Origin of the sequence: Enterococcus silesiacus (assembly GCF_001886225.1) — a bacterium.
Taxonomy (GTDB): domain Bacteria; phylum Bacillota; class Bacilli; order Lactobacillales; family Enterococcaceae; genus Enterococcus_L; species Enterococcus_L silesiacus.
Map to the genome: position 1 here is coordinate 1 of NZ_JXLC01000036.1, position 24,380 is coordinate 24,380.

Annotated in this window: 18 protein-coding genes; 2 read left to right on the forward strand and 16 right to left on the reverse strand. The window is 36.9% G+C overall.

The window, feature by feature from the left end; genetic code table 11:
- Positions 1-95: 95 nt before the first annotated feature.
- The 6 genes from RV15_RS17175 to RV15_RS17200 form a co-directional block, all read right to left on the reverse strand.
- Positions 96-1,427 (reverse strand): hypothetical protein, encoded by a 1,332-nt coding sequence (locus tag RV15_RS17175; RefSeq protein WP_071879228.1) that lies wholly within the window; start codon positions 1,425-1,427, stop codon positions 96-98.
- A gap of 436 nt (positions 1,428-1,863) precedes the next feature.
- Positions 1,864-3,231: an allantoinase AllB gene (gene allB, locus RV15_RS17180; protein WP_071879229.1), complete on the reverse strand. Its 1,368-nt coding sequence runs from the start codon at positions 3,229-3,231 to the stop codon at positions 1,864-1,866.
- Positions 3,232-3,363: 132 nt separating this feature from the next.
- On the reverse strand, positions 3,364-4,824 hold the full coding sequence (gene allW / locus RV15_RS17185; protein WP_071879230.1) for an allantoin permease: 1,461 nt from the start codon (positions 4,822-4,824) through the stop codon (positions 3,364-3,366).
- 175 nt (positions 4,825-4,999) lie between these two features.
- The gene (locus RV15_RS17190; RefSeq protein WP_071879231.1) at positions 5,000-6,220 is read right to left on the reverse strand and encodes a dicarboxylate/amino acid:cation symporter; all 1,221 of its coding nucleotides are present in this window, start codon (positions 6,218-6,220) and stop codon (positions 5,000-5,002) included.
- A gap of 71 nt (positions 6,221-6,291) precedes the next feature.
- Positions 6,292-7,560, reverse strand: a complete 1,269-nt coding sequence (locus tag RV15_RS17195) for an MFS transporter (protein WP_071879232.1) — start codon at positions 7,558-7,560, stop codon at positions 6,292-6,294.
- A gap of 207 nt (positions 7,561-7,767) precedes the next feature.
- Positions 7,768-8,976, reverse strand: a complete 1,209-nt coding sequence (locus RV15_RS17200) for a pyridoxal-phosphate-dependent aminotransferase family protein (protein WP_071879233.1) — start codon at positions 8,974-8,976, stop codon at positions 7,768-7,770.
- A gap of 353 nt (positions 8,977-9,329) precedes the next feature.
- Between RV15_RS17200 and RV15_RS17205 the strand changes: the two genes are divergently transcribed.
- Positions 9,330-10,970: a PucR family transcriptional regulator gene (locus RV15_RS17205; protein WP_071879234.1), complete on the forward strand. Its 1,641-nt coding sequence runs from the start codon at positions 9,330-9,332 to the stop codon at positions 10,968-10,970.
- A 58-nt stretch (positions 10,971-11,028) separates the two neighbouring features.
- Here RV15_RS17205 and arcC read toward each other — a convergent pair whose 3' ends face one another.
- The 8 genes from arcC to allC all read right to left on the reverse strand — a co-directional run bounded on the left by arcC (position 11,029) and on the right by allC (position 20,367).
- Positions 11,029-11,967, reverse strand: a complete 939-nt coding sequence (gene arcC / locus RV15_RS17210; protein ID WP_071879235.1) for a carbamate kinase — start codon at positions 11,965-11,967, stop codon at positions 11,029-11,031.
- 13 nt (positions 11,968-11,980) lie between these two features.
- Positions 11,981-12,823: an oxamate carbamoyltransferase subunit AllH family protein gene (locus RV15_RS17215; RefSeq protein ID WP_071879236.1), complete on the reverse strand. Its 843-nt coding sequence runs from the start codon at positions 12,821-12,823 to the stop codon at positions 11,981-11,983.
- 12 nt (positions 12,824-12,835) lie between these two features.
- Complete coding sequence (locus tag RV15_RS17220) at positions 12,836-14,104, reverse strand: YlbE family protein (protein WP_071879237.1); 1,269 nt, start codon at positions 14,102-14,104, stop codon at positions 12,836-12,838.
- Between the two features lie 127 nt (positions 14,105-14,231).
- Positions 14,232-15,989, reverse strand: a complete 1,758-nt coding sequence (fdrA, locus tag RV15_RS17225) for an acyl-CoA synthetase FdrA (RefSeq protein WP_071879238.1) — start codon at positions 15,987-15,989, stop codon at positions 14,232-14,234.
- Positions 15,990-16,110: 121 nt separating this feature from the next.
- Positions 16,111-17,160: an ureidoglycolate dehydrogenase gene (gene allD, locus RV15_RS17230; protein ID WP_071879239.1), complete on the reverse strand. Its 1,050-nt coding sequence runs from the start codon at positions 17,158-17,160 to the stop codon at positions 16,111-16,113.
- An 86-nt stretch (positions 17,161-17,246) separates the two neighbouring features.
- Positions 17,247-18,314 (reverse strand): ureidoglycolate dehydrogenase, encoded by a 1,068-nt coding sequence (allD, locus tag RV15_RS17235; protein ID WP_071879240.1) that lies wholly within the window; start codon positions 18,312-18,314, stop codon positions 17,247-17,249.
- Between the two features lie 20 nt (positions 18,315-18,334).
- Complete coding sequence (allE, locus tag RV15_RS17240; protein WP_071879241.1) at positions 18,335-19,120, reverse strand: (S)-ureidoglycine aminohydrolase; 786 nt, start codon at positions 19,118-19,120, stop codon at positions 18,335-18,337.
- 20 nt (positions 19,121-19,140) lie between these two features.
- Positions 19,141-20,367 (reverse strand): allantoate deiminase, encoded by a 1,227-nt coding sequence (gene allC / locus RV15_RS17245; protein WP_071879242.1) that lies wholly within the window; start codon positions 20,365-20,367, stop codon positions 19,141-19,143.
- Between the two features lie 339 nt (positions 20,368-20,706).
- On the opposite strand from allC, the gene RV15_RS17250 reads away from it, so the two are divergent.
- Positions 20,707-21,570 (forward strand): alpha/beta hydrolase, encoded by an 864-nt coding sequence (locus RV15_RS17250; protein WP_071879243.1) that lies wholly within the window; start codon positions 20,707-20,709, stop codon positions 21,568-21,570.
- Between the two features lie 82 nt (positions 21,571-21,652).
- Here RV15_RS17250 and tig read toward each other — a convergent pair whose 3' ends face one another.
- Entirely contained in the window at positions 21,653-22,936 is a 1,284-nt protein-coding gene (gene tig, locus RV15_RS17255; protein ID WP_071879244.1) for a trigger factor, read from the reverse strand.
- Between the two features lie 171 nt (positions 22,937-23,107).
- Complete coding sequence (locus RV15_RS17260) at positions 23,108-24,334, reverse strand: zinc ribbon domain-containing protein (protein ID WP_071879245.1); 1,227 nt, start codon at positions 24,332-24,334, stop codon at positions 23,108-23,110.
- Positions 24,335-24,380: the final 46 nt, after the last annotated feature.

Here is a 24,380-nt window from a genome sequence, read left to right on the forward strand (position 1 = left end):
TTCTCACCAACATCAGAAAGTATAGAGCCATTTAAAGAAGCTAAGAGATAACTTAAAACGTTATCTCTTAGCCTCTTTAATTCTTTTAAACATTATTATTCGCTGACATCGATCGTCTGATTAATTGAGTCTAAATAACTAGAGTCCAAGAATACAACCCGCAAATGATTTTTAGCCTTTTTCAAGTCAAAACGTGTCGATACTTCTTTCTGTTTTAAATTACTAATATTCACATCAAAGAGCTTATCCCATAAAGCTTCTAAAGGAATTTGATCCATCGCTTCTTTTGGTAAATAAAAGCGTAATACAGAGACAAAGTCATCATATTTTTGATCTAAAACATCAATTTCTAAAAATTGCCGAATGTAGAATTCATACGCTGAAAGTCCATTATCGATCGCCATTTTGGGGTCTAACACTCGATAATTCATCATTTTCCGACTCTTCTCATCAATCCACGGAAAATAAGCTTGAGCATTCAAGATTCCCCTTGTCCGGTTCACTACATATTTTTTGTGGATCTTATCATAACTTCTGGTAACAAAATACGTTGCACTTTTCTTTTCGACAGGCTGATAGTAACTATTTTGGTATTGAACAGTCTGAACAAACTCTGACCCAAAGGCATATTCAATATATGGCTGCCGTAACACGCCTGTGCCATTATTCCAAGCTAATTGATCATATCCCATCTGATCTCTAAATAACCGCTGATACTTTTGATTAACAGGTAGATTCCAATTAAACGGAGCATTAAATAACGTGACTTTGATCACTTGATTCGCTATTTCTTCTACGGATTGCACTTGCTGTATTTCTAAAAAGATCGGCTTTGGTATAACTTGAAAATATAAGCTGGAATAATACATTTTCCAGCAAGAAGTCAAACACAGTCCTTTAAAATAAATATCGTAACCTGCTAATTGATTGCAATCAACAATCACCACTTGTTTACTATCGTACCGTTTAGGTAAATCAGAAATTTCATTTTCTGTTTCAAAGGTTCTCTTTTCGATAATTTCAACATTATTATACAAATATTCATCCAATGGGCGAATGTACCCATAAATTCCATTTTTGATCATTCGAGTATCACAATAATCTTCGATCATCGATTGATAGATTGAAAAAACAGCCCCATCTATAACTGTTTGCTCATGAAGATTCAACTTAGAAATGTGGAGCCGAAATTCTCCATCTTGACTATTCACTTTAATCCATAAATTTTCTTCCTCTGTAAAATGTTGAATTCGATGAGTAATTGTATGTAAATCAAACGCCTGTGTCTCTTCTTCGCCAAAACAACAACTTTCAGGAACCGTCAGAATTCGTAAAAAACTCAACCAATCGAACACATCTTGTTGCAATTCCTCTAAAGAAAAATCAGCTCGTTGAATCACCATATATATTTTCTCTGTTTTTTTCATTTGCCTCACCTCATTCTTATAAGATAAGTATAGCGAAAAAAAAGAGAGACTTCATCTAATATACTTCTAAAATCAAAGTTTGATCCTTTATATCTTCTAAATAACTAAAAAAACACTTTATTTCTTTTAATTCAGAAAAATTTGAAAGAAATAAAGTATTTTCTAATTTATGCTTTGAATCCAACGACCTCAGCAATTTTCCTAGCTAACAAACAAGTACATTCCATGACGCTCATTCTTCTAAGTTATCGAAAAAGCCTGAGACAAAACTAAAAATCAGTTTTATCTCAGGCTCTAAATCCGAATAATGGCGAGACAAAAGCAGCTACTATGATCCGCTTCGATCACATCAATTTCTAAGTGCTAAAGCATTAAGAGTTAAAGGCTTCGGAAATAAACGCTTTTGTCTCTGCCTCTTTAGGCACTATTAACTCGTTTATTTTTTAATAAAAGCACCAACAAAATCAGCTGAAACACCCTCGTCTTTTGTATAAATTATATGACCTCTTAAAACTGTCCCCACTACTTGAGCACCAATTTCACGTCCAATGTAGGGACTAATTTTATTACGATATTCCAGATCTTCTGCTTTTAACGTATACGGTGCATTGGGTTTGATCAAAACAAAATCAGCATCTTTCCCAATACTGATCCGACCTTTTTGATCTAAGTCATAACGATCAGCTGGATTGGCAGCAATGATATCAGCAAATTGTTTCAATGACATCCCTCTTTTCTGAACCCCTTCATCAAAAAGTACATCCACATTGTTTTGGACGCCGGAAATTCCACCCCAAGCTTCAAATGCATTGGCTTTATCTTTTAGATCTGGTGTACATGGAGAATGGTCAGATGTAACAAAATCAATCTCCCCTGACAAAACTTTTTCCCACATGCCGTTTTGATTTTCTTTATCACGAATTGGTGGTGAACATTTTACAACAGGTCCAATTGCATCTAACTCGTCTGTATCAAAATAGAGATAGTGAGTACACGTTTCGCACGTTACATCGACTCCTGCTGCTCTTGCTTTAGTTACCTCTTCTACGCCTTCTGGACAAGCAATATGGCAGATATGAATGCGGCAGCCTGTTTCTTTAGCAAATAAGATCGCTCTACGAATTGGTTCAACTTCAGTGAAGACAGGTCGCGTTGCAACATAAGCCTTTAAGGTTGTTGCTCCATTTCTATAAGCCATTTCACCTAATTTATCTGTAATCGCGGCATTTTCTGCGTGGATTGCCAGCACTTTACCCGTTTTAGCCACTTGTTTCATCCCTTCGTAGAGAGAATAGTCATCAACATTCATAAAATCACCATCAATACTACGGTCACCGCAAGTTGCCATAAAACACTTATATGCTGCGACTCCACCATCATTCAGTTCTTGGATACCGCCTTCAAGATTGAACGGCACTAATCCGCCAAAAGATCCCACATCAGATTTCAACTTGCCTTTCCCTGCACCATACTTAATGTCTAGCGACTCACCATCAACTGTTGCCGGCACTTGATTTAAAGGCATCTCCATAAATGACGTAACGCCTCCTTTAGCACAAGAAGCTGTTCCGGTAATATACCCCTCCCATTGATCGCGATAGCCGCCACCCGGATCTGTAATATGCACATGAGCATCGACCATCCCAGGGCTGACAACTACGCCTGTCGCATCAATTTCTTTTATTGCATCACCTAAGTTATTCCCAATCGCTACGATTACACCATCTTTGACAGCAACATCTGTTGTAACCTCTCCTGACTCTAAAATAACTAAACCATTTTTAATCAACAAATCATAACTCATATGCTCTCCTCCTAAATTTAAAAGCTGCATGAGCCCACTTAGACTCGAATGAAAAATAGGGAAATACGAATGTGATGCTTTTTAGCACAAGCGTATTTTATCTTTTTTCGAGAGAGTAAACTGCGTAGCTCATTATTTTTTATCAAATACTTTTCTTAAAACCAAATATAAAACAAAAGCTGATGCAAATCCAGCAATCCAAGAGATGTCCGAAATTACTTTTAATGCAGGAATAAAATTACCGCTCAAACAAATGACCAAGGCAGCAATAGTCGCAGCGTAGGCAGGTTTATTCAATCCTTTGTATATATTATGATTATTATCAGTATTCGTCTCCAGATACAATTGATTCAAATCAATTTTTTGTCTTTGGACGAAATAATAATTAGCGATCATCGTTCCAGCAACTGGTCCTAAAACCGCTCCTATTGTATTCAAGAAAATAAAAATACTAGCTGCATTCTCCATTAATTTCCACGGCATGATCAAAAAACTAATCACACTGGCAAGTAAAACGCCTTTTTTATAATCAATTTTTTTAGGAAATAATGCGCATAACTGATAGGCAGCCGGAATGATATTTCCCGTTGCATTTGTAGAAACTGTTGTTAATAGAAATACCAGCATTGCGACAATAATTGCAAATGAATTATCCCAGCGATCCACAATATTTAATATATTCCATTCTTGAATGCCGTAACGAATTGAGCCGCCAATTAAAATCACAACACTTGAAAATGCAAAGATACCATAGCCAACTAAAAAACTGGCTGTTTGCCCAATCGTCTGATCTTTTGTTGATTTTGCATTTTGAGTAAAATCTGAAACACTGGCTCCAGGTGCTGCCCAAACTGCTAAAACTGAATTAATGATCAGTAAATAGACAAATACTGGTGAAATATTGTGAGCTGCTCCTGTAACATCATAAGATAAAATCGGTCCCAAACCGCCAGCCGCACCAATCGCCCAAATAGCCATTCCACCAAAAACAATATAAATCATCGGGCTCAAGATCGCTGTAAACTTATTAAGAATCTTTCCTCCGCCAAAACCTATCAACATATTGACAGCCCAAAATATTGTAAATGCGATCAATCCGGGGACTGAGATCCCCAAGATCATCGTGTCTCCTCCAAGCGTTAAAAATCCTGGCCAAATTTTACCGATCAAAATCAACAATGCCAATGAACCTGTATAATTCTGCAAGCCAAACCAAGCAATCGCAGCTACACATCCTCTAAGAAATCCTGGTAGCTTTGCACCAATATCACCATAAGTTGAACGTAAATGAATAGCAAACGGAATCCCATACTTTGATCCTGCCCGACCATTAAATGTCATAAATAAAGCTACCACCATTGCACTTATCACCAAAGCTAGCATGATGTTGATTGGTGATAATCCCAAAAACAGGAATCCTCCAACAGCGGTATAATTTGGTATATTATGTACTGAACCCATCCACAATGTAAAATAGTTCATTTTCCCCATCATCCTTTTGGATAACGGTTTCGGCAATAGATCTTCATTGTAGCCTCGCTCACGATAACGCTGCAGTTCATCTTCCGTAATTTGATAATCTTGGTTTTCCATTATTTCGCCTCCTTTTAATCGCTCATCTACATAGATCTAGTTCTAGTTAGCCTGTAATTAATCACAAATGATGAATATTATCTTACCCAAAAGACCCTTAGGATAAAATAACCCCTGAAAATCAGCGAATAGATCCAATTTTCAAGGGTATATTTCATTTTTTCAACTATTTTAATTATGCATTAAATACATCGTAATCTAGTTCTTTTTCATCAGCTGCAACAATCAAAGCTACCGTTGTATCCGCATCAACATTTAGTAAGGTTCGAAACATACCAGAAAACCAGTCAATTCCTGCCAGAAGTGCAATGCTTTCTGTTGGTAAACCTAGCATAGGCATCACTGTAGCAAGTGCCACCAAACCGCCGCCAGGAACAACTACTGTGCCTAAACAGGCCAGTGTTGACAACAAGACAGCCTTTACGAGCTCACCAATTCCCATTTGAATATTATAAAATTGGGCAAAAGTTACAATAGCTAGTGATAAAAACATGGCTAATCCATTACTATTTAATGTCATTCCTAAAGGCATGACTAGTTTTGAAATGCGATCACTAATGCCTAACTTATCTCGACCGTCTTCAATTTGTATAGGTAAAGTGATCGCTGATGATGTTGTTGTAAATGCAACGATTGACATTCTCCACATATTTTGTATTAGTTTATTCATACTAACCTTACAGTATAATGCTGTTATCAATAACCAAACAATCAAAAATAATAGTGTGCTAAGCCCAAGCGTCAATAAAAATTTCATTAGTGTTATCAATACCCCGATGCCGATCGTTCCTATAACAGGAGCAATCAGACAAAAAATACCGATTGGCGCAAGTTTCATAATCAATGTCACCATTTTTAAAATAACATTATTAAAAGCTGAAACGACCTCAAGTAAAATTGAATTTTTATCTTGATCTTTGATCAAACTCAACGCTAAACCAAATAATAATGAAAAGATAATCACTTGTATCATATTCGCTTGCGCCATTGCTTCGATAATATTCTTTGGAACAAAATCAACAATAATCTCTTGTAGACTTTCTGTGCTCGCTTTAATGTCTCCAACTTCAAAACCACTAACTTGTAAGCCTTTGCCCGGCTGTATCAACAGACCAAACAAAACGCCTATAACTGCAGCCAAAATTGTTGACCCCATAAACCATATAAATACTTTCAAACCAATTTTCCCAAGTTCTTTAGCCGCCAAGCTACCAACGGCTTCAATCACTGCCCCCATAATCAAAACGACTACAGACATCTGAATCAAACGCAGAAATAAATCTCCAATGACTTTGAGCGACTCAACTTTTTCTTGGAAGATAATCCCTACTACAACTCCTAGTATAGTGGCGATCATCACCTGATTTGTCATACTTATGTTGCTAATTTTTTTCATGACTGGGTTCCTCACTTTAAGATACCAACTGACAACTTAATAACTATCTACTAGTAGAAATTTTATCTAACTTATGCACTTTTCTTCTTATTTAAATTAGCTAGTAAAAATAGAATTGTTCCTACAACTAATAAGACAACCGAAATATAAAAGCCCATTACTTTTGAACCCGTTGCGTCTGAAATCGAACCAGTCAATGTTGGTGCAATAACAGATGACATCATTCCGAAAAAGTTAAATACACCAAGTGTAGTACCAATTCCTACTTTAGGGGCATTTTCACCAAGCCATGAAATGATAATCGGTTCTACCGCAAGTTTTCCTAAGAATCCATACATAATCAAGCTAATCAATAAGAATGTTGAATTAGTAGCTTGTACAGTGAATAACAGCATCGCCGCAGCTAGAAGTTCTAAAATCACAATAAACTGTACTTTTTTATGCATATATTTATCCGCTAAACGACTAAAGAATAATGCTCCTGGAATCGAAGCAAACGCAACTAATGAGGCAGAAAATCCGATCGCAGCTCCTTCAAATCCTCTTTCAGTTCCTAAAAAGTTTGGCAACCATGTAACTGTCATATAATAGCCATAACAAGTTGCAAAGTATAAAATATAAGCAAATAACATTTTTGGTGAGAATAACTTTTTGATCGATACATGTTCTTTTTCTACAACTGTAACTTCTTCTGTCACTTCAGCAGCTTCTGCTGCTTCAGATTGAGCTAAAAATTCAGCATCTTCTTTATTATTACGAATAATTGCGATAAACGCGATCAACATTACAACAATCAAGGCCACTGAGATATACATCATTGTTTGCCAAGGGAACTGTAATTGTACAACTAAGAAACTAGATAAGATCAACCCTAAACCTGAACCAACTGCTGAACCACTGTTTACAATAGCTGTAGAAAAACTTCTTTTCTCTTTAGGGATATTTTGAGATGTTAGAGAATAGGCTGATCCATAGAACGAGCCACAACCTAAACCGGCTAAAACACTACCAACATAAATCATTTGGATATTCGTTGCTTGAGAAATCAATAAAGCGGCTAATCCAAAAACAATAAAGCCAGGAATCAATACTTTTTTCTTCCCGATTTTATCTACTAAAAAACCTGCAGGAATCTGCATTGCCACATACCCAAAGAAGTAACAAGTAGAAATAAAGCCCAACGCTGTATCCGTGATGTTTCCGCCAAGTGACGCATTGATCTGTGGATATGCAGGTGATAACGCTGAACGATATACCCAGATCGTTACCCAACCGGCACATAACAAAATAACAATTTTTTTCCAATAATCCATTCCTGAACCTTTACTTTTTGCATCCATGTCTTTTCCTCCATATGTTATTTTTTATAAATTTGACAAGTAAAATCTTTGTGCAATTTCACATCAAACCTATAAACAAACAACTTCTTATTCATTAACAATTGTAAGCGGTAGCAAATTTTCGCGCATCATTATTTTTCACAAACTTGCTAAAAAGTTTGTGCAAAACGAACAATCACTTGTTCTTTCGCACAAACAATTTCATTTCTATTGTTTATAAATAGTTAACGCTGCTTTGACTGCTTCGCCTTTGGCAATATCTGCATCAAAGTAATTAAGGGCTCCTTCTAAGGCTGACAATACATGCAGAACATTTGATTTTCTGCTGCTATAACCCATGTTTCCAATACGCCAAACTTTTCCTTGCAGCGCACCAAAAGATGAGGCAATTTCGACACCGAATTCATCTAACATTAATGCTCGAACTTGCTCCCCATCAATTCCATCAGGAATCATAATTGGTGTGACTGTTGGCATTTTAGTTGTTAAATCTCCGTAAAAACCTAATCCCATCGCTTTTATTCCAGCAATGATTGCTTGATCATTTTGTGCATGACGAGCGTAAACATTAGCCATCCCTTCTTTGATTAGCATGCGTAAGCCTTCATGCAGTCCATAGATCATGCTTGTCGCTTCAGTATGATGATTGATTCGTTCTTCGCTCCAATAGCGCTGTAACTGGCTTAAATCAAGGTAATTGCTACTGATATGATTGTCATTACGGATATCTTTACTTAAGCCTAATTCTTTTTGATAACGACTAGTAAGGACCTGTTCTACTCGGTCATTGTAAGTGATCAATGATAAACCTGAAGGTACGCTCACACATTTTTGAGTTCCTGCAATTGCGATATCTACGCCCCAAGCATCGACTTCAAGAGGCACGCCTCCATAGGTTGCAACCATATCTACAACAAAGAAAATGTCATTGGCTTGACAATGTTGTCCAATTTTTTCCATTGATTGCATTTGACCGTTAGCCGTCTCACCATGAACCATAGCAACGATTTTCGGTTGAAACTTCTTGATCTCTTCAATTACTGTTTCTTGCTCAAATGGTGCATCCCATTCTTTTTCAAGGTAGTGAATCTCTGCTTTAGCACGTTCACAAATTTCGCCTAAAAGATACGCAAAACGACCATACACTGGAATCAAAACTTTATCCCCAGGTTCAATCAAGGCGATCAAGGCCGCTTCTAATCCAGAACGAGATGTTCCATCGACTGCAAAAGCTTGCTCATTCTTTGTTCCAAAAGGTATCTTAATCATTTCTTTTACTTCATCCATAATTTGTAAAAAGGCTGGATCAAATTGCCCTAAAATAGAAGCGGACATCGCTCTTAGTGCTACAGGATGAGCTTCAACTGGTCCTGGAGTCATGATGGTTCTGCTTGGTACTGATATTTCTGAAAACATAACGATTCCCTCTTTTCCGTTTTAATTTCATCCTACCTTTATATTCAAAAAAGTCATTGTCACTTTTGAATAAAAATTTTGAATTTTCGGTTATTCTGTACAAACCTTTCTTGAATCTGCATGCGCTATCATTTAGAATAGAGATATGTTGAGAAATATAGCGTAGTGATAAATTGATATTGATTGGAACAAGGTGTAAAACAGTGTTACCATATGATATCTAGCTGTGCGGGCTAGCTCCGACAAAAAAAGATAAAATATGAATGAGGTAAAAAACACCTCAGGCATAATTTCCTATTTTTCTATCGAGGCTGAACGAGCCCATTTCGCTTTTAATATTAGGAGGGAATCCATTGACCACTTTAGAAGATTTATTAAAAATACCAAGATTTTCCGATCTAAAATTATTAACAAATCCTAGAAAAGCCGATACGGTCGTTGAAAGTATCGAGATTTCTGAAACGCCTGATGTGGCCAATTTTATTCCGAAGAAAATTTTTCTTTTAACAACTGCTATGGTTTATAAAAATAATCAAAAGGATTTAATTGCCTTAATCGATTCTTTAAAAGAACAAGAAGCTGCAGGGATCGGTATAAAAGTTGGCCGTTTTATTGAAACAATTGACCCAGCTATTGTAGATTATGCAAATCAGATCGATTTTCCAGTTGTTCAAGTGCCAAGTACTCAACCATTAGGGGCTTTGTTGCATCAGCTGCTAAATTACCTGTGGGATACCAAAACCGAGCAATTGAGTTATGCTTTAGATATTCAAAAACGCTTTTCTGATTTACTGATTCATGATGTGAGTATTGCTCGTTTTATTGCTGATTTTGGTAAAATGATCAACACCCCTGTGATCTTATTAAGTCCTTATCGAAAAGTGATCGCTCATTCAAAACATTTTACACAGACGTCAAAGCCTGCTGAGTATTATGTTGAACAACTAGTCAGTAAATACGATAATTGGAACGAAGATAGTCACGCTTCCTTTATGATCCAAGATTTGAACCAAGAGCCACTTCAAATCGCTGGATTTTCAGTTATTGTCAATAGCTATTTTCCACACTACTTACTTATTTTGAATCCACAACAGGTGCCTTATCCAATGTCAGAATTTGCCGTTGAACAAGCTTGTTTAGTCTTGTCCTTTATGCTCTACAAAAATCAAAAAGTCCAGGAATCATTAGATTTTCTTAAAAGTGATTTTTTAGCTCAGCTAATCGAATATCAACAAACACCTCACCAATCTAGACGTGATTGGCTCGATCTTGGTACAAATTATGGCTTAAAGAAAAGTACACAGTATCAAGTCGTTTATGCTCTGTGTACTCAAACAACGACTACTGAAACTAAGATAAAATACCAACAAGAAGAAAGTGATGTCGCCTTTCAATGGTTGCAGGAAACATTACCACCTAGAATCAAACATATTAGCATTTTTAAAGTAAAAAATACAAATCACTTAGCTATTTTGATTCAAAGTAAGGTAGATGATTTAGAAAAGATTTTAACCGAATTATCATTAGAACTTTCCGAAAAACTTCCGATCACGTTAACATTTGCTTTAGGTAATTTGTATGAGAGTGTTGAACAAATCGCCAACTCATTCATTGAAGCAAAAACGGCTCATGAAGAAATGCTGACAATGACAGATGGCTCTTTGACCCATCGCTATCATCCTAAAGGGATGAAAAGTTTATTTGAAAAAATGAGTCTTGAAGATATTCATTATTTCTGTGAAACAACCTTAAAAGATCTTGCTTATCCCGTTGAAGATTCATTTATCGAACTACGTAAAACCTTGCAGTGTTACTTAAGTTTTCAATGTGAAATATCAAAAACGGCTAAAGAAATGTATTTACACCGTAATACAATCAAATATAGAATCGATCATTGCGCCAAATTACTTGGGAAAAGTGTTCAAGACCCAACAAATAGTTTAAATTTACGTTTAGCTTTAGAATTATCTGAACGCTCAAATCAACATCAATAATAAATAGAAGTTGAAAGAAATCTTGCTGGTTTCTTTCAACTTCTATTTATTTTAGTTTTTATCCGGTGATTCTTGTTCCAGCTTTACCTAATAAAGCTTGGTCTGCTTCTTCTAACGAACAAATAATTGCCGTCTTGCCTTGCGCTGCAAAGCCGATAGCTGCTTCCATTTTTGGACCCATACTACCATCAGCAAAATGACCTTCGTCCATATATTGTTGTGCTTGTTTTACAGAAATTGTTTCTAATTTTTCTTGGTTCTCTTTACCATAATTGATATAAACATTGCTTACATCCGTCAACATCATAAAGACATTAGCATCGATTTGCTCCGCTAGTTTTTTACCTGTGCGATCTTTATCGATAACCGCTTCGATTCCTTTTAGCAAACCATCTTGATCACGAACGACAGGAATACCGCCGCCACCGCCTGCAATCACGATCGTATTGCGACTTAGTAAATTAACGATTGCATCTACACCATGAATCGCTTTGGGCTGTGGTGAAGGCACGACACGGCGATAGCCACGCCCAGCATCTTCCATCATTACCCATTTTTTCTCTTGCTCCATTTGTTTTGCTTCTTCTTCAGAATAAAAAATCCCGATTGGTTTGTTTGGATTATTAAATGCTTCATCATCAGCTGACACTTCCGTTTGCGTTAATAACGTAATAACATTACTCGTCAACCCTTTTGTTTCCAATGAATTTTTCAAGCTTTGTTCTAACATATACCCAATAAAACCTTGCGATTCCGCATTACATACATCTAAAGGAAACGGTGGTACAACATCTTTTGCTTCTTCATTTTGTCTTAGAATATTTCCAACTTGTGGACCATTCCCATGAGTTAAAACGATTTCATAATCTATTTCTTCTATTCTCGCAACCAAGTCAGCACTGACTTTGACATTGTCTAATTGTACCTCAAGTGTTGCTTCTTGGTTTGGTTTTAAAATTGCATTGCCTCCCAATGCGATCACGACACGATTTGCCATAAAAAATCCTCCTTCATTTACTCCTAAAAAATTTAATTGTAGTTATTAAGCCTGCCAATAGATCAACACCTGAAGTGTGTCCTACGCTAATAATTGTTTGGACAGCTTTTTCGATTTGTTCTTCATTACTACTTGTCGTTAATGCCTCTACTAGTTTCAAAACTGGATCACTGAAACGCCCTGATAAAGCGCATAACAAATAATGCTTGCTGATATCTGTTGTTCGCGTTTGTTTTGATAACAGTTCAGTAAGTAGATTATTTAATATTGAACTTTTTTTCCTTAATAAAAGCCTTGCCGCAAGATGGCCGACAATCATATCATCACCAGATGGTGTCAGCCCTAAGCCTCTACCTAAAAGAAAATTCAACCCTGATGCTTGCTGAGTTTGTTCTTCCAAGCATAACTGTTGAATCGCTTCACTAAAAGGATTGATCGTTTCTAAAAACTGAGCCAATGTACTTTGACTGCCCGTTTCTTTCACTAGTGTGAACGCATATGAAAATAGCTTTTCAAGACTTTTTTCCAACACCTCTTCAGTGCCTTCCATCTTAGATGAATAGCGTTGCCCATGCATCAAAAATAGATGATTGTTAGAAAGATGCAAGCTATTTTGCTTCCAAGTTATTTGTTCACCAATCTCAACTGTTGACAATAACTTTGAAAAATCAGCTGCTTCCAGATAAATTCCATTTGGCATAAAAGGATAGTTAGTGGTCGTGATAACCACTAACTGTTGTTTCCTCTCATCTTGAATATTGAAACTATTTTTATATTTGCTATGAACATGCCATTTTTGTTCTTCAAGGTCGTTACTAAAAAGAGCCTGATCAATAAAACACGCATTAACAAACATTATCTTCACCTTTTATTCTGTAAAACCTAATTTTTTCGCATAAGCTAAAACTGCTTTTTCAAAGCAATCGATCGGCGGTGTTACTGTACCAGCTCCGATTTGACCTAAGCCCGCTTTTTTATTGGCGATCCCTGTATTGATCACAGGAAGAATCCCTGTTTCTACCACTTTTCTTGCATCGATTCCTAGGCAAATTCCTTTAAAGTCCCACGTTGGAACTGGGAAATTAGGATTCGTGTCGATACAAATTTCTGTCATTTCATTACTTGTATTCAGCGCATCGTAGAATCCGCCAGAACCTACAAAACGAGTGACAGCTGGTGCTGCGATCATTGCCATACCACCGACGCCAAATGTCTCAGTAATAGCGCTATCCCCCATATCAGGTGCAGCATCTGCTTCACTAAAGCCTGAGAAGTATAGTCCTTGAGGTGTATTAACCGGTCCTGTGAACCATTCATCACCCATTCCTGCAATACGAATACCGAACTCATAACCATTTCTGCACATTGCAGTTACGATTGTTCCTTCTTGAATTTGTCTTGCCCCATCCATTACAGCTTTCGCTGAAGCCATCATGATGTTTAAAAAGAATTGATCTGTATCCGCTAAGAATTGAACAACTTCTTCGCGTTTCGTTTGGTCGATTTCAGTTAAACCAACAATGATTGGCGCCATTTCTTTTAAAAAAGCGAGTGATGCAGCAATATTACGTTGATGGAATTCGTCTCCCATTGCAATTGCTTTAGCAACTAATACATTGATGTTTAAGCCGTCTTCCTTGGTTTTTAAGGCTGCACTTAAGACAGGTGCCAACGTATCTCTCATCCATCTTAAACGAGTGATTACTTCTTCAGAATAAGCTCCAAAACGTAATACTGCGCCAATGCCTTCATTCATCGTGCAGAAAGCACGATTGCCGTCTGTTTTATTTTCAACAACTAAGACTGCCATGTTCCCTGAAGTGATTCCACCCATTGGTCCAACTGCATTCACATGATGACATGGAATCAGTTTTACTTCGCCAGATTCTAGCAATTTTCTTGCTTCTTCTTCAGTTTCACACCATTCTTCAAATAAAACTGCACCTACACATGCCCCTTGAATTGGATCAACCATTTTATCATAAGTGATTGGAGGTCCTGCATGTAATAGGACTTTTCCGTCATTTAATTCTTCAATTACTGTTTTTGCTGGGACTACATCTAATAAGAAAGGAGAACCAGCAACGATTTTTGCTGCTACCGCTTGGTTTGCTTCATCGATTGTTTTGTATACCATTTTGATTTTCCTCCGTTAAAAGCTGAATGAGTTTGATCAGCTCCTACTGAAAAATAGAATGTGGTGCTTTTTACCACAATCTATTTTTATCTTTTTTCTGAGGAGCTAGCTCAGTAAGCTGGATAATTTATTTAGCTAATGCTACTTTATTTAAGAACTGTAATGCTTTTTGTAGTGTAATGTTTCCGCCTGCAACGGGCTGCCAGTCATACTGAACCACTTTACCACCATGATTGATGATTGCCTCTGAGAAACTACGTAAACCAACATTGATAAATCCTTGATTTGTCAATAATGCTAACATTGCTTCTGTTGGTTCAATTGCAACTGGAGTTACTGCTGGTGTTGCTTCGATTGCTTTATCAGTTTGAGTTAATGGATGATCTAAAATAGCCAATGCTAAACGAACAGCTTGCGCGTTACTGTCGCAAAGGATCACACCAGCCTCTTTCATGATTGCTTCTTGCTCATGAATATTTTGCGGATCTTCGTCTGTTCCTACAATTGTCCCGATCACAAATAATTCTCTGCCATCATTAGCTGCTTGTGCTTTGATTTCTTTGATTGTTGGTGCTAGTTCTTGTGCCATGTTAGCATGAGAACCGTAGCCTAATACAACATCTAAAAGAATGATGGCTGTTTCAGGATCTTTGCCAGCTTCTTCTAACATTTCTTTGCGTTTTGTCGGATCGATCATTGGGTGAGGTTTTCCTTGAGTGTAAACATCATCACCTAAATCAATGATTTCATGCCCTTGATTTTGTAAGATAAAGCCTTCTGGTGCATGTTCGTCACCTGTTAATGCTAAACCTTCTTTGATCAACATTGCAGCTTCATAAGCAAGTGTTCCGCCAGAGTATAAGCCTTTAACATATTTTTGTTCAGGTTTAAAAGAATGTGCGGGAACAGTCAATGTTTCTTTCACAGCTTGAACATTTTCTTTATTCAATAGTTGAACAGCTGTTTGAGCCGCTTCTTCTAAAGTATATGCACGATAAAGATTTTCTTCATGCGACGCTGGTTTTTCGCCTAAGAAAATCGTTACAGCCGGTTTTGAGATGCTTCTTAAAAGATTTAAGACTTCATCACGAACTTCTGGTGCAGGTGGCTTAGAGATCACAACAACCACTTCTGTGTTAGGATCTTTCTCTAGTGTCATAATACTGTCTTTTAAAGTGATTCCGCCAATTTCAGCTTTTAAGTCACGTCCGCCAGTACCGATTGCATTCGTCACGCCGCCACCTAATTTGTGGATGATCGTTGTTACTTCTTGAATACCTGTTCCAGAAGCACCAACAACACCGATTTTCCCTTTACGAACAGCATTTGTAAATGCCACAGGAATCCCGTTGATAATGCCAGTTCCGCAATCTGGTCCCATTAATAAAAGACCCGCATCATGCGCTTTTTCTTTCAAACGTTTTTCATCTTCGATTGCAACATTATCGCTGAAACAAAAAACATGTTTACCTTCATCTAAAGCTTTTTCAATTTCAAGTGCTGCATGGGTACCAGGAATAGAGAAAACAACTACGCCAGCATCTTTACCTAGTTCAAATGCTTTATCCCACGTTTTTACGACTTCTTCACCCAATGTGTCCCCGCCACCTTTTGTTTGTTCTTCCAAAAATACATCGATTTCTGTCAAAACTTGGTCGATCAATGAGTCATCTTCAATGTCTAATACAATCACCATATCATTAGAAGAAGCCTTTTCTAGTTCATCTGTATATAAACCACCTGTTTTGAAAATATCTTTATTAGCAGGTGTTCCCATCATAACTGAAACATTATGAACGCCATCGATCGTATTTAATTTGTTCGTCAATAGCATCAAGACAATAGAATCTTGATAGCTATTTGCTTTGATAATTGTGTGCAGCATTGAAATTCCTCCATTTGTTTAAAAGTGTGGTTGGCTCACTTAAGCTCTGACTAAAAAATCAGAATATCTATTTTTCAGTCAGTTCAGCCTGTGAAACCAGATAGTTTAGTTTGCAAAATAATTATTCTGCAAACTTATTTTTATGATCATAGCGATCATAATGAATATCGTCACTGATTAAATATTCGTAAATATCATCCACAATTTCGATTCCATTTTCTTCATAATTTTTTTCACGTGCACGTCCTCGTTCACCAGGATAGTTAACTTCAGTAAACCCAGGACTTGGGCTAATTTCTTTTAACTCATCCAACATTGTTGAGATATTCTTTTTGAACACATCTAAACCAATAAAGAAGTCTGGATTGATCACAATATGAAGCTGACCTAATTCGCGGCCTTTAGATAGATCATGATACATGGAAGAAACGTGTTTGCCAAATGGCACGCCTAGTAAAATACCAGATAAAATATCCACCATCATCATCAAGCCATAGCCTTTAGGTCCAGCAATCGGTAGCAGTGCATTGACTGCTGTTGAATCAGTTGTCGGATTTCCTTTGGCATCGACTGCCCAAGTATCCGGTATAGCTTCTTTTTTAGAACGAGCATGCAGAATTTTTCCCCAGGCCTGAACTGTTGTTGCCATATCAAATGTAATAACACGCTCATCATTACTAGGTGCAGCAAAGGCAATTGGGTTTGTGCCAAAGTAAGGTTCACTTCCACCAAACGGTACAACCATTGGATCAGATTGGCAAACAGAAAGGGCTACCATATCTTGTTCTGCAGCTCTTTCTACATAATAGGCAAGCGCTCCGCTATGAGAGATATTACGGACTCCAACAACAGCTACACCATTTTTCTTCGCCATTTCAATCGCTAGATCCATGGCTTTTTCTGCTGCAACAAAACCAGAACCATTATCGCCTTCAAACATACCACAGCTAGGAGCAGTTTGTTTAAAAGAAAAAGTAGGATCGTTGGTGATGCCGCCTTTGGCAATTCGTTCTGAATAATATTCCACACGCATCGCACCGTGAGAATGAATTCCTCTAGCATCTGCAAAGGTTAACACATCACTTACGATTCCTGCATGTTCTTCTGATAAACCAGCTTTTTGTATTTTATCTTTGATTAGTTGATGTAAATCTGCTTTTTTTACTCTCATTTAAAACGCCTCCCTTTATTTAAGTGTTTACTGAACCAACAGACATATAATGAACAACCTTCAATTTTTTCACATTTAAATTAGATCTATTTTTTTTCACCAAAAGCATTCGTATTTTCATATCGATCATAATGAAGTGTATCGCTCTTTAAATAGTCATAGATATCTTTAACGATGTCGATACCATCTGTCATTGATTTTTCATAATTGATTTGATTGATTTCTCCAGGATAATATACTTGTTCAAATCCATCTGCTGCTGGAATCTCATGTAGCTCTTCCACCATGCCGTCTACTGATTCTTTGAACATATCTAAGTCAGTAAAACGTTTTGGATCGATCAAAATATACATTTGACCAACATTACGTCCTTTGCTGATATCGTCATACATTGAAGAAACGTGTTTGCCAAATGGCAAGCCTAAAAGCATACCTGATAAAATATCTACCATCATCATTAAGCCGTAGCCTTTTGGTCCGGCAATCGGTAGTAATCCATTGACTTTATGAGGATCCGTTGTGGGTTTACCTTCTTTATCAACTGCCCAAGTATCTGGGATATCTTTATTTTTAGAACGAGCATCCAAGACTTTGCCCCAAGCTTGAACGGTTGTTGCCATATCAAAGACAACAGGCTCGTGCCCTTTTCTAGGTGCTGCAAAAGCAATCGGATTAGTCCCAAAATAATTTTCTTTTCCGCCAAATGGTACCACCATCGGATCTGATTGACACATTGCGATTGCAATCAAATCTTGTTGCGCAGCTTTTTTCACATAGTAAGATAACGCTCCGCTATGGCTGATTTTAGAGATTCCAACAGCTGCAACACCTGATTTTTTTGCCATGTCAATCGCATAACCAAGACCAACATCTGCAACGAATTGACCTGCGCCGTTTTTACCATGAACAATTCCTGAACTTGGTCCAGTTTCCTCAAATTCAATTTTGGGATCAAGCGTCACGCCGCCCTTGTCAATTTGTTCCGCATAATATTCTACTCTAACAGCTCCATGCGAGTGGATACCACATGCATCCGCAAATACCAAATGTGTCGCCACTTCATCTGCATGCTCTGGTTTTAAACCAGCTGTTGTTAATTTTTGTTCGATCAAATCATGCAATTCTTCTGGTTTCACTACAACAGTTTCATTCATTCTTAAACTTCCTCTTCAAATTATATTTCTGGATCACGGTTACAATCTTTGGAATAAACGTACATCAATGGCTCATCCCGGCCGACAGCATAGGCTGCTTGTTGTACGTATGAACTCATAAAGATATAATCGCCTTTTTCGACTGGCATCCACTCATTATCTAAGTTATACATTCCTTGACCAGAAAGTAAATATGCGCCATGTTCTTGATAGTGTGTTTCGATATAGCCATGACTTGCACCTGGTTCAAACGAAAGGATGTGGAAGTTCATATCAAAACCTAAATCTTTCGGTAAGAAATCCCATAAAAGAACGTCTTTCATACCTTCATATTCAATTGGTTCCATATCATTGACATTACCGACTACTTTATGTGCTTCATAGCCTTCTAATGGTTGATAGCGTTTTTTGTATAAGAAAATTTCTGTATCTGCATCTTGACCATTTTCTAGATACATTAACGTGCTGACTGGTAAGTAAGCATAGCCGCCTTTTGTTAATTTATGTGTTTCAGTGCCATCATTAACATTTAAAACACCATCGATCACATAAACGATCGTTTCAACCCCTTCTCCACCAAAACCACGTTGATTTTTACCATCTTTGTGCATTGTGATGATGTAGTCTACGAAATTTGCTCCTAACTGTTTTGAACCTAAAATCGAGCAATCACAGTTTTCAAAACCTGGAATCACATTATTTACTAATCCATCATGAGGAATCAATGCGTAATTATTTTTTTTGATCACAGCTCTAGAAGACAATAATCCGTCCAAATAGCCTGTTTGATTATTTTTATAACCCATTTTTATTTTCCTACTTTCTTTTATTTATAAGCTAATTCGTATAATGTGCTAGCTAAAACTTTGACACCGTTGACTAAATCGTCAATGTCTGTCGCTTCAGCTGGATTATGGCTGATACCGTTGATACTTGGTACAAAAATCATCGCTGTTGGGAAGTTCGGTGCAATGATTTGAGAATCATGACCTGCTCCACTATGCATAACTTTATATTTCATATTTTCGGCAATAGCCGCTGTTTCGATTGCTGTTACGATTTCTTCATTCATTGGAACTGGTGCTTCATCCATCCATAGATCGATATCGATTTCCAAACCATGTTGTGCTGCAATATCTCTCATCAATTGTTCGATTTCTTGTGTAAATGAGTGAAGCTCACCACTGTCTGTATGACGGCAATCCATTGTAAATAGTACTTCTCCTGGAACAACATTGACTGTATTAGGTTTCGGTTCAACTTTACCAAAAGTCAATACAAGAGGATCACCGACTTCTAAAGCGCGATCGATTGCTTCGGAACAAATTTTTGCGAAACCATAAACAGCATCTTTACGATAGCCCATTGGAGTTGTCCCTGCATGATTTGCTTCACCTTTTAAGACGATCGTATAACGTCTTTGTCCAGCAATATTATTTACAACACCAATTTGTAATTGTTCTTTTTCTAGTACTGTTCCTTGTTCAATGTGAATCTCCACAAAAGCTTTAATGTCATCTCTAGCGGCTTTATTTTCATCTCTGAAGTCAAAACCATGACGCTGCATTTCCTCAACAAACTTCAACCCTTCAAAGTCAGCAATTTCAATAACATCTGCTTTTTTCGCTTCACCGACAAAGTTTTTACTACCCCAAAATACTGTAGGGAAACGACTGCCTTCTTCTTCTGCCATTGAAATAACTTCTAATGAACGTTTTGGTTTACCGTGTGTTTCTAGTAAATACTGAATCGCAACATATGCTGCAATAACCCCAAATTGACCATCTAAATTCCCGCCGTTAACAACGGTATCGATGTGAGAACCTGATAGAATGGTCTCTTCTGGATATTCTGTACCTTCTACTCTACCAAAGAGGTTACCGATTTCATCAAATGAAGCGGCCATACCAATTGCTTCTAATTTTTCTTTTACAGATTTTTGTGCTTCCAACCAAGAATCAGAATACAATAAACGTGTCATCCCACCGGTTGGGTCGTTGCCAATACTAGATAAATGATCGATATTTTCTTGTAAAACTTTTTTTAAATCCATTTGATACATCTCCCTCTTTTATTATCATAACCATTGTAAGCGGTTGCCCGTTTTCATACACTATCCACATTTCACAAATTAACTCCTATCTTTGTGCGCATTAAACATAATGGTTAGCAGTATTTGAGTTAAAATAGAAATAAGTTAGTGAAATTATCTAAATTAATAGTCTAATCTTCGGAAAAAAGATAAAATAGCACTATGACTTGAAATATCTAAATTAATATTTTTTGTCGAGGCGGAAAGGAACATTACTTCGATCCGTGACTTGATGTTGAAAAGTACAAGGTGTAGCGTAGTGGAACGTTATTACCTATAATTCAAGGAGGACCATTAATAATGATCAAACAAAATTTTCTTTACAGTAAGCTGGACGAGTTGGATTTATCCATGACCTTTTACTCAAATCAAAATGACTCTTCTGCTAAAGCCACACTCATTTATTTTCATGGCGGTGGGCTTCTTTATGGTACACGAGATGATTTACCAGAAATCTATTGTGAACTTTTAGTCGAGAATGGCTATAATTTGTTAACTGTTGACTATCCATTAGCTCCTGAAGTCAAACTTCCTACTATTGTTGCTTGTTTAAAAGAAGCGATTGATTGGTTCTTGAAAAATTATCAAACAACTTTAGGTTTGGAAAATCCAAACTATTTCTTGTTTGGACGTTCTGCTGGTGCTTTTCTTACCTATTTGTTATCTGCTCGCTATCCTTTACCAGAGCAAAAAGGTTTGATTAGTTTTTACGGCTATTACGATTTGACGAACCCAGCATTCAGTCAGCCTAGCAGTTACTATAATCAATTTCCTAAAATAGCGCCGCTCACTGCCCAAGCATTGATCCAACCTAAACCAATCGCAGAAGTTTCTATCAATGAACGGTTTTCACTTTATTTATCTGGTCGACAATTTGGTAACTGGCTAAGCTATCTCGTCAATTCTCCAAGTGAAAAAGAAACCTTTAGCTTAACAGACACAGAGCTTGCTGGACTTCCACCTGCATTTTTAGCCCATAGCTCTGCTGATCAAGACGTGCCTGTTGAAGCATCACGTATTGCCAGCAATAAAATCCCTAATGTTACCTACGAAGAAGTTGAAAAGCTCCCTCATGATTTTGACGGTGATATTACTAAAAGCGAAGGGCTTGAAGTGTATCAAGCTCTAATTGTATGGCTTGATAAAGCTTTATCTTCTAATTGATTCTAACACAATTATTTTCTTGTATTAACGTAGTAAAAAAAGACATTCCCGATCACTCAGGAATGTCTTTTAAAATTGCTTTTTATTTTTCAGTTGCAGTTTCAGTAATCACTTCTACTGCACGTTTCATGCGGATGTCATGTTTCAACATGTCTTCTGTTAAGACTTTTTTCACTTGATCAATCGGCATATTGTATTGTTCTGACAAGTCTTTAATTTCGTTGTCCATATCTTCTTGAGATACTTCGATATCTTCAGCTTTAGCGATCGCTTCGATCACAAGATTTGTTTTCGTACGAACTTCTGCTTCTGCTTCAAATTGTTTGTGCAAGTCAGCTTCAGTTGTTCCAGTTAATTGATAGTACATATCTGGAGCGATTCCTTGACGTTGCATGTTGTTTAAGAATTCATCCATTGAACGGTGAACTTCATCATGTACCATTACATGTGGAAGATCAACGATTTCTGCATTATCAACAGCTTGACGGATAGCAGCTTCGTCTTTCGCTTCTGTTGCCGCAGCTTCTTTAGATTCCGTTAATTCGTTACGGTATTTTTCTTTTAATTCGTCTAATGATTCTACTGAATCGTCAACGTCTTTAGCAAATTCATCATCTAAAGTTGGTAATTCTTTTGCTTTCACTTCGTGAATTTTCACTTGGAATACAGCTTCTTTACCAGCTAAATCTTCTGCTTGGTAATCTTCTGGGAATGTTACTTTTACTTCAACATCTTCGCCTGCTTTTTTACCAACTAATTGTTCTTCAAAGCCTGGGATGAAAGAGTTAGAACCTAATTCAAGAGAATAGTTTTCACCTTTTCCGCCTTCAAAAGCTTCTCCGTCTTTGAATCCTTCAAAGTCGATCACGACAGTGTCGCCATCAACAGCTGCTTCGTCTTCTTTGATTACTAGTTCAGCTTGTGCTTCTAGTTCACGTTGGATGCGTGCATCTACGTCTTCGTCTGTTACTTCACGGTCTTGTTTTTCAACTGTTAAGTTTTTGTATTCGCCTAATTTTACTTCAGGTTTTACAGTTACTTCAGCAGTTACAACCCAATCTTCACCTTTGTTCATGCTTTCAACATCAATTTTAGGTTGAGAGACAGGATCAATTCCAGCTTCTTTAACAGCTGCTTCGTAGACTTCTGGTAACACTGCGTTCAAAGCATCTTCATATAATGCTTCTTCGCCGTACATACGGTTGAATACTTGACGTGACACTTTCCCTTTACGGAATCCAGGTACGTTAAGATTTTTTTTAACTTTATCGAACGCTTGTTTCAAGCCTTTTTCAATTAGAGTTTGATCAACTGAAAAAGTTAACACACCATCATTGGTGCCTTTTTTTTCAAATTTCGCAGACATTTGTTTCCCTCCGAATAACTTAATTTTATACATGAATTTATGTTATGCATACCTTTAAATAGTACACTATCACTGGTTAAATGTAAACATTTTAGGTGAGAAGAAGGGAAAATAAACTGATTTTTTGAATTGTAAAATGAATTACTTGATAAACGAACTAGACTAACTTGCCTATTTTTTATATTTTTCGGCTAATTTTAAATACTCATTATGGATCTCTAAATCATTTGAACTGTTCTTTTTTGACTCAAGATAGCCTCTTTTAACAAGTTTGCTTTTTATACCAAAATATAGCCAAGAAGCTACTCCACCAATCAATAGTGTCAGCGTAATAATTGAAACAAAAAAACCAGGTTCATCATTTTTACCATACGTCATCAATAGGATCAATGACATTAAAAAGGCTACTATACCTGAGCGGTATTTTTTCTTGTACTGCCTGTTTATCTTAGAAAACTCGACATCTGGAAAATTATTTATAGACGGTTTATCGCCAACAACTTTTACATTTTCTTTATCTGTAGCGGTAATTAAAACTTCATGCATCACCTCATTTGATTGGTACTCAAGATTCCAAATAGGAACATACACAAATTCCGAAAAAGCTTCGTATTTTAGATTTGTTACCGTTGCATTTTTGTTCCTATCCCCAGGTAATACTCTCTTCATCTCATCTTCAGCTGCATATTGAACGACACTGTGAAACAAGCTTTGCGTTTTCATTACTTCATTAGTAGAAATTTTAAATTGGTTTGTCCCAGTCAAATAATGGTCATCATACGGAACCATTTTTGAAATCAAAGGTTTGAACGATGAAATTGTAAACAGTTTATCTGCTTGTGCATTCATTTCTTCTGAGACAGAAAAAAAGGAAAAACATTCCCCTGATAAACTTCCGTCACTGTATGACCAGTTTTCCACAGCATTGTCTTGATTGATACTATAGCAAACTTCAGCTCCCCAATTACATTCATAGTTTATTGTAACAACTGAAAATGGCAAATAAATTTGTTTTAAAGTGATATTCGTTATATCTATTGGAATCTGGATCTCCTGGTCAGTACCAATCCACTCATAAAAATGCATCTTTGCCCGCTCTTTTTCCACTTGAAAAGGGATAACTTTATCTGCTTGATAAAACTGAGAACTAGCATCTAGCTCTTTCTGCGTTGAAAAAGTCGACTTACAATGGTCACACTCAAATTGCTGCTTTTCAATAGTGAATACAATCGCAGATCCACAGTTTGGACAAGTTTCACCAGATTTATTTTTCCTATTCATTGCTTCTTGGATCTCATCTAATAATCTCCCGCAATGCGGGCAATATTTGGCATCTAAATCATTCAGTTGACCACCGCATGCCTTGCATTTATTCGGGACTAGTAAACCATCAGCCACCACTTTACCTCCTAAAAATCTTTCAGATATTGTCTCATAGATTTTT

What these genes read in the sequence shown, in the direction of transcription:
- RV15_RS17175 (WP_071879228.1), bottom strand. Translation starts at nt 1,427, where the DNA reads ATGAAAAAAACAGAGAAAATATATATGGTGATTCAACGAGCTGATTTT.
- allB (WP_071879229.1), bottom strand. Translation starts at nt 3,231, where the DNA reads ATGAGTTATGATTTGTTGATTAAAAATGGTTTAGTTATTTTAGAGTCA.
- allW (WP_071879230.1), bottom strand. Translation starts at nt 4,824, where the DNA reads ATGGAAAACCAAGATTATCAAATTACGGAAGATGAACTGCAGCGTTAT.
- RV15_RS17190 (WP_071879231.1), bottom strand. Translation starts at nt 6,220, where the DNA reads ATGAAAAAAATTAGCAACATAAGTATGACAAATCAGGTGATGATCGCC.
- RV15_RS17195 (WP_071879232.1), bottom strand. Translation starts at nt 7,560, where the DNA reads ATGGATGCAAAAAGTAAAGGTTCAGGAATGGATTATTGGAAAAAAATT.
- RV15_RS17200 (WP_071879233.1), bottom strand. Translation starts at nt 8,976, where the DNA reads ATGTTTTCAGAAATATCAGTACCAAGCAGAACCATCATGACTCCAGGA.
- arcC (WP_071879235.1), bottom strand. Translation starts at nt 11,967, where the DNA reads ATGGCAAATCGTGTCGTGATCGCATTGGGAGGCAATGCAATTTTAAAA.
- RV15_RS17215 (WP_071879236.1), bottom strand. Translation starts at nt 12,823, where the DNA reads ATGTTTGTTAATGCGTGTTTTATTGATCAGGCTCTTTTTAGTAACGAC.
- RV15_RS17220 (WP_071879237.1), bottom strand. Translation starts at nt 14,104, where the DNA reads ATGGTATACAAAACAATCGATGAAGCAAACCAAGCGGTAGCAGCAAAA.
- fdrA (WP_071879238.1), bottom strand. Translation starts at nt 15,989, where the DNA reads ATGCTGCACACAATTATCAAAGCAAATAGCTATCAAGATTCTATTGTC.
- allD (WP_071879239.1), bottom strand. Translation starts at nt 17,160, where the DNA reads ATGAGAGTAAAAAAAGCAGATTTACATCAACTAATCAAAGATAAAATA.
- allD (WP_071879240.1), bottom strand. Translation starts at nt 18,314, where the DNA reads ATGAATGAAACTGTTGTAGTGAAACCAGAAGAATTGCATGATTTGATC.
- allE (WP_071879241.1), bottom strand. Translation starts at nt 19,120, where the DNA reads ATGGGTTATAAAAATAATCAAACAGGCTATTTGGACGGATTATTGTCT.
- allC (WP_071879242.1), bottom strand. Translation starts at nt 20,367, where the DNA reads ATGGATTTAAAAAAAGTTTTACAAGAAAATATCGATCATTTATCTAGT.
- RV15_RS17250 (WP_071879243.1), top strand. Translation starts at nt 20,707, where the DNA reads ATGATCAAACAAAATTTTCTTTACAGTAAGCTGGACGAGTTGGATTTA.
- tig (WP_071879244.1), bottom strand. Translation starts at nt 22,936, where the DNA reads ATGTCTGCGAAATTTGAAAAAAAAGGCACCAATGATGGTGTGTTAACT.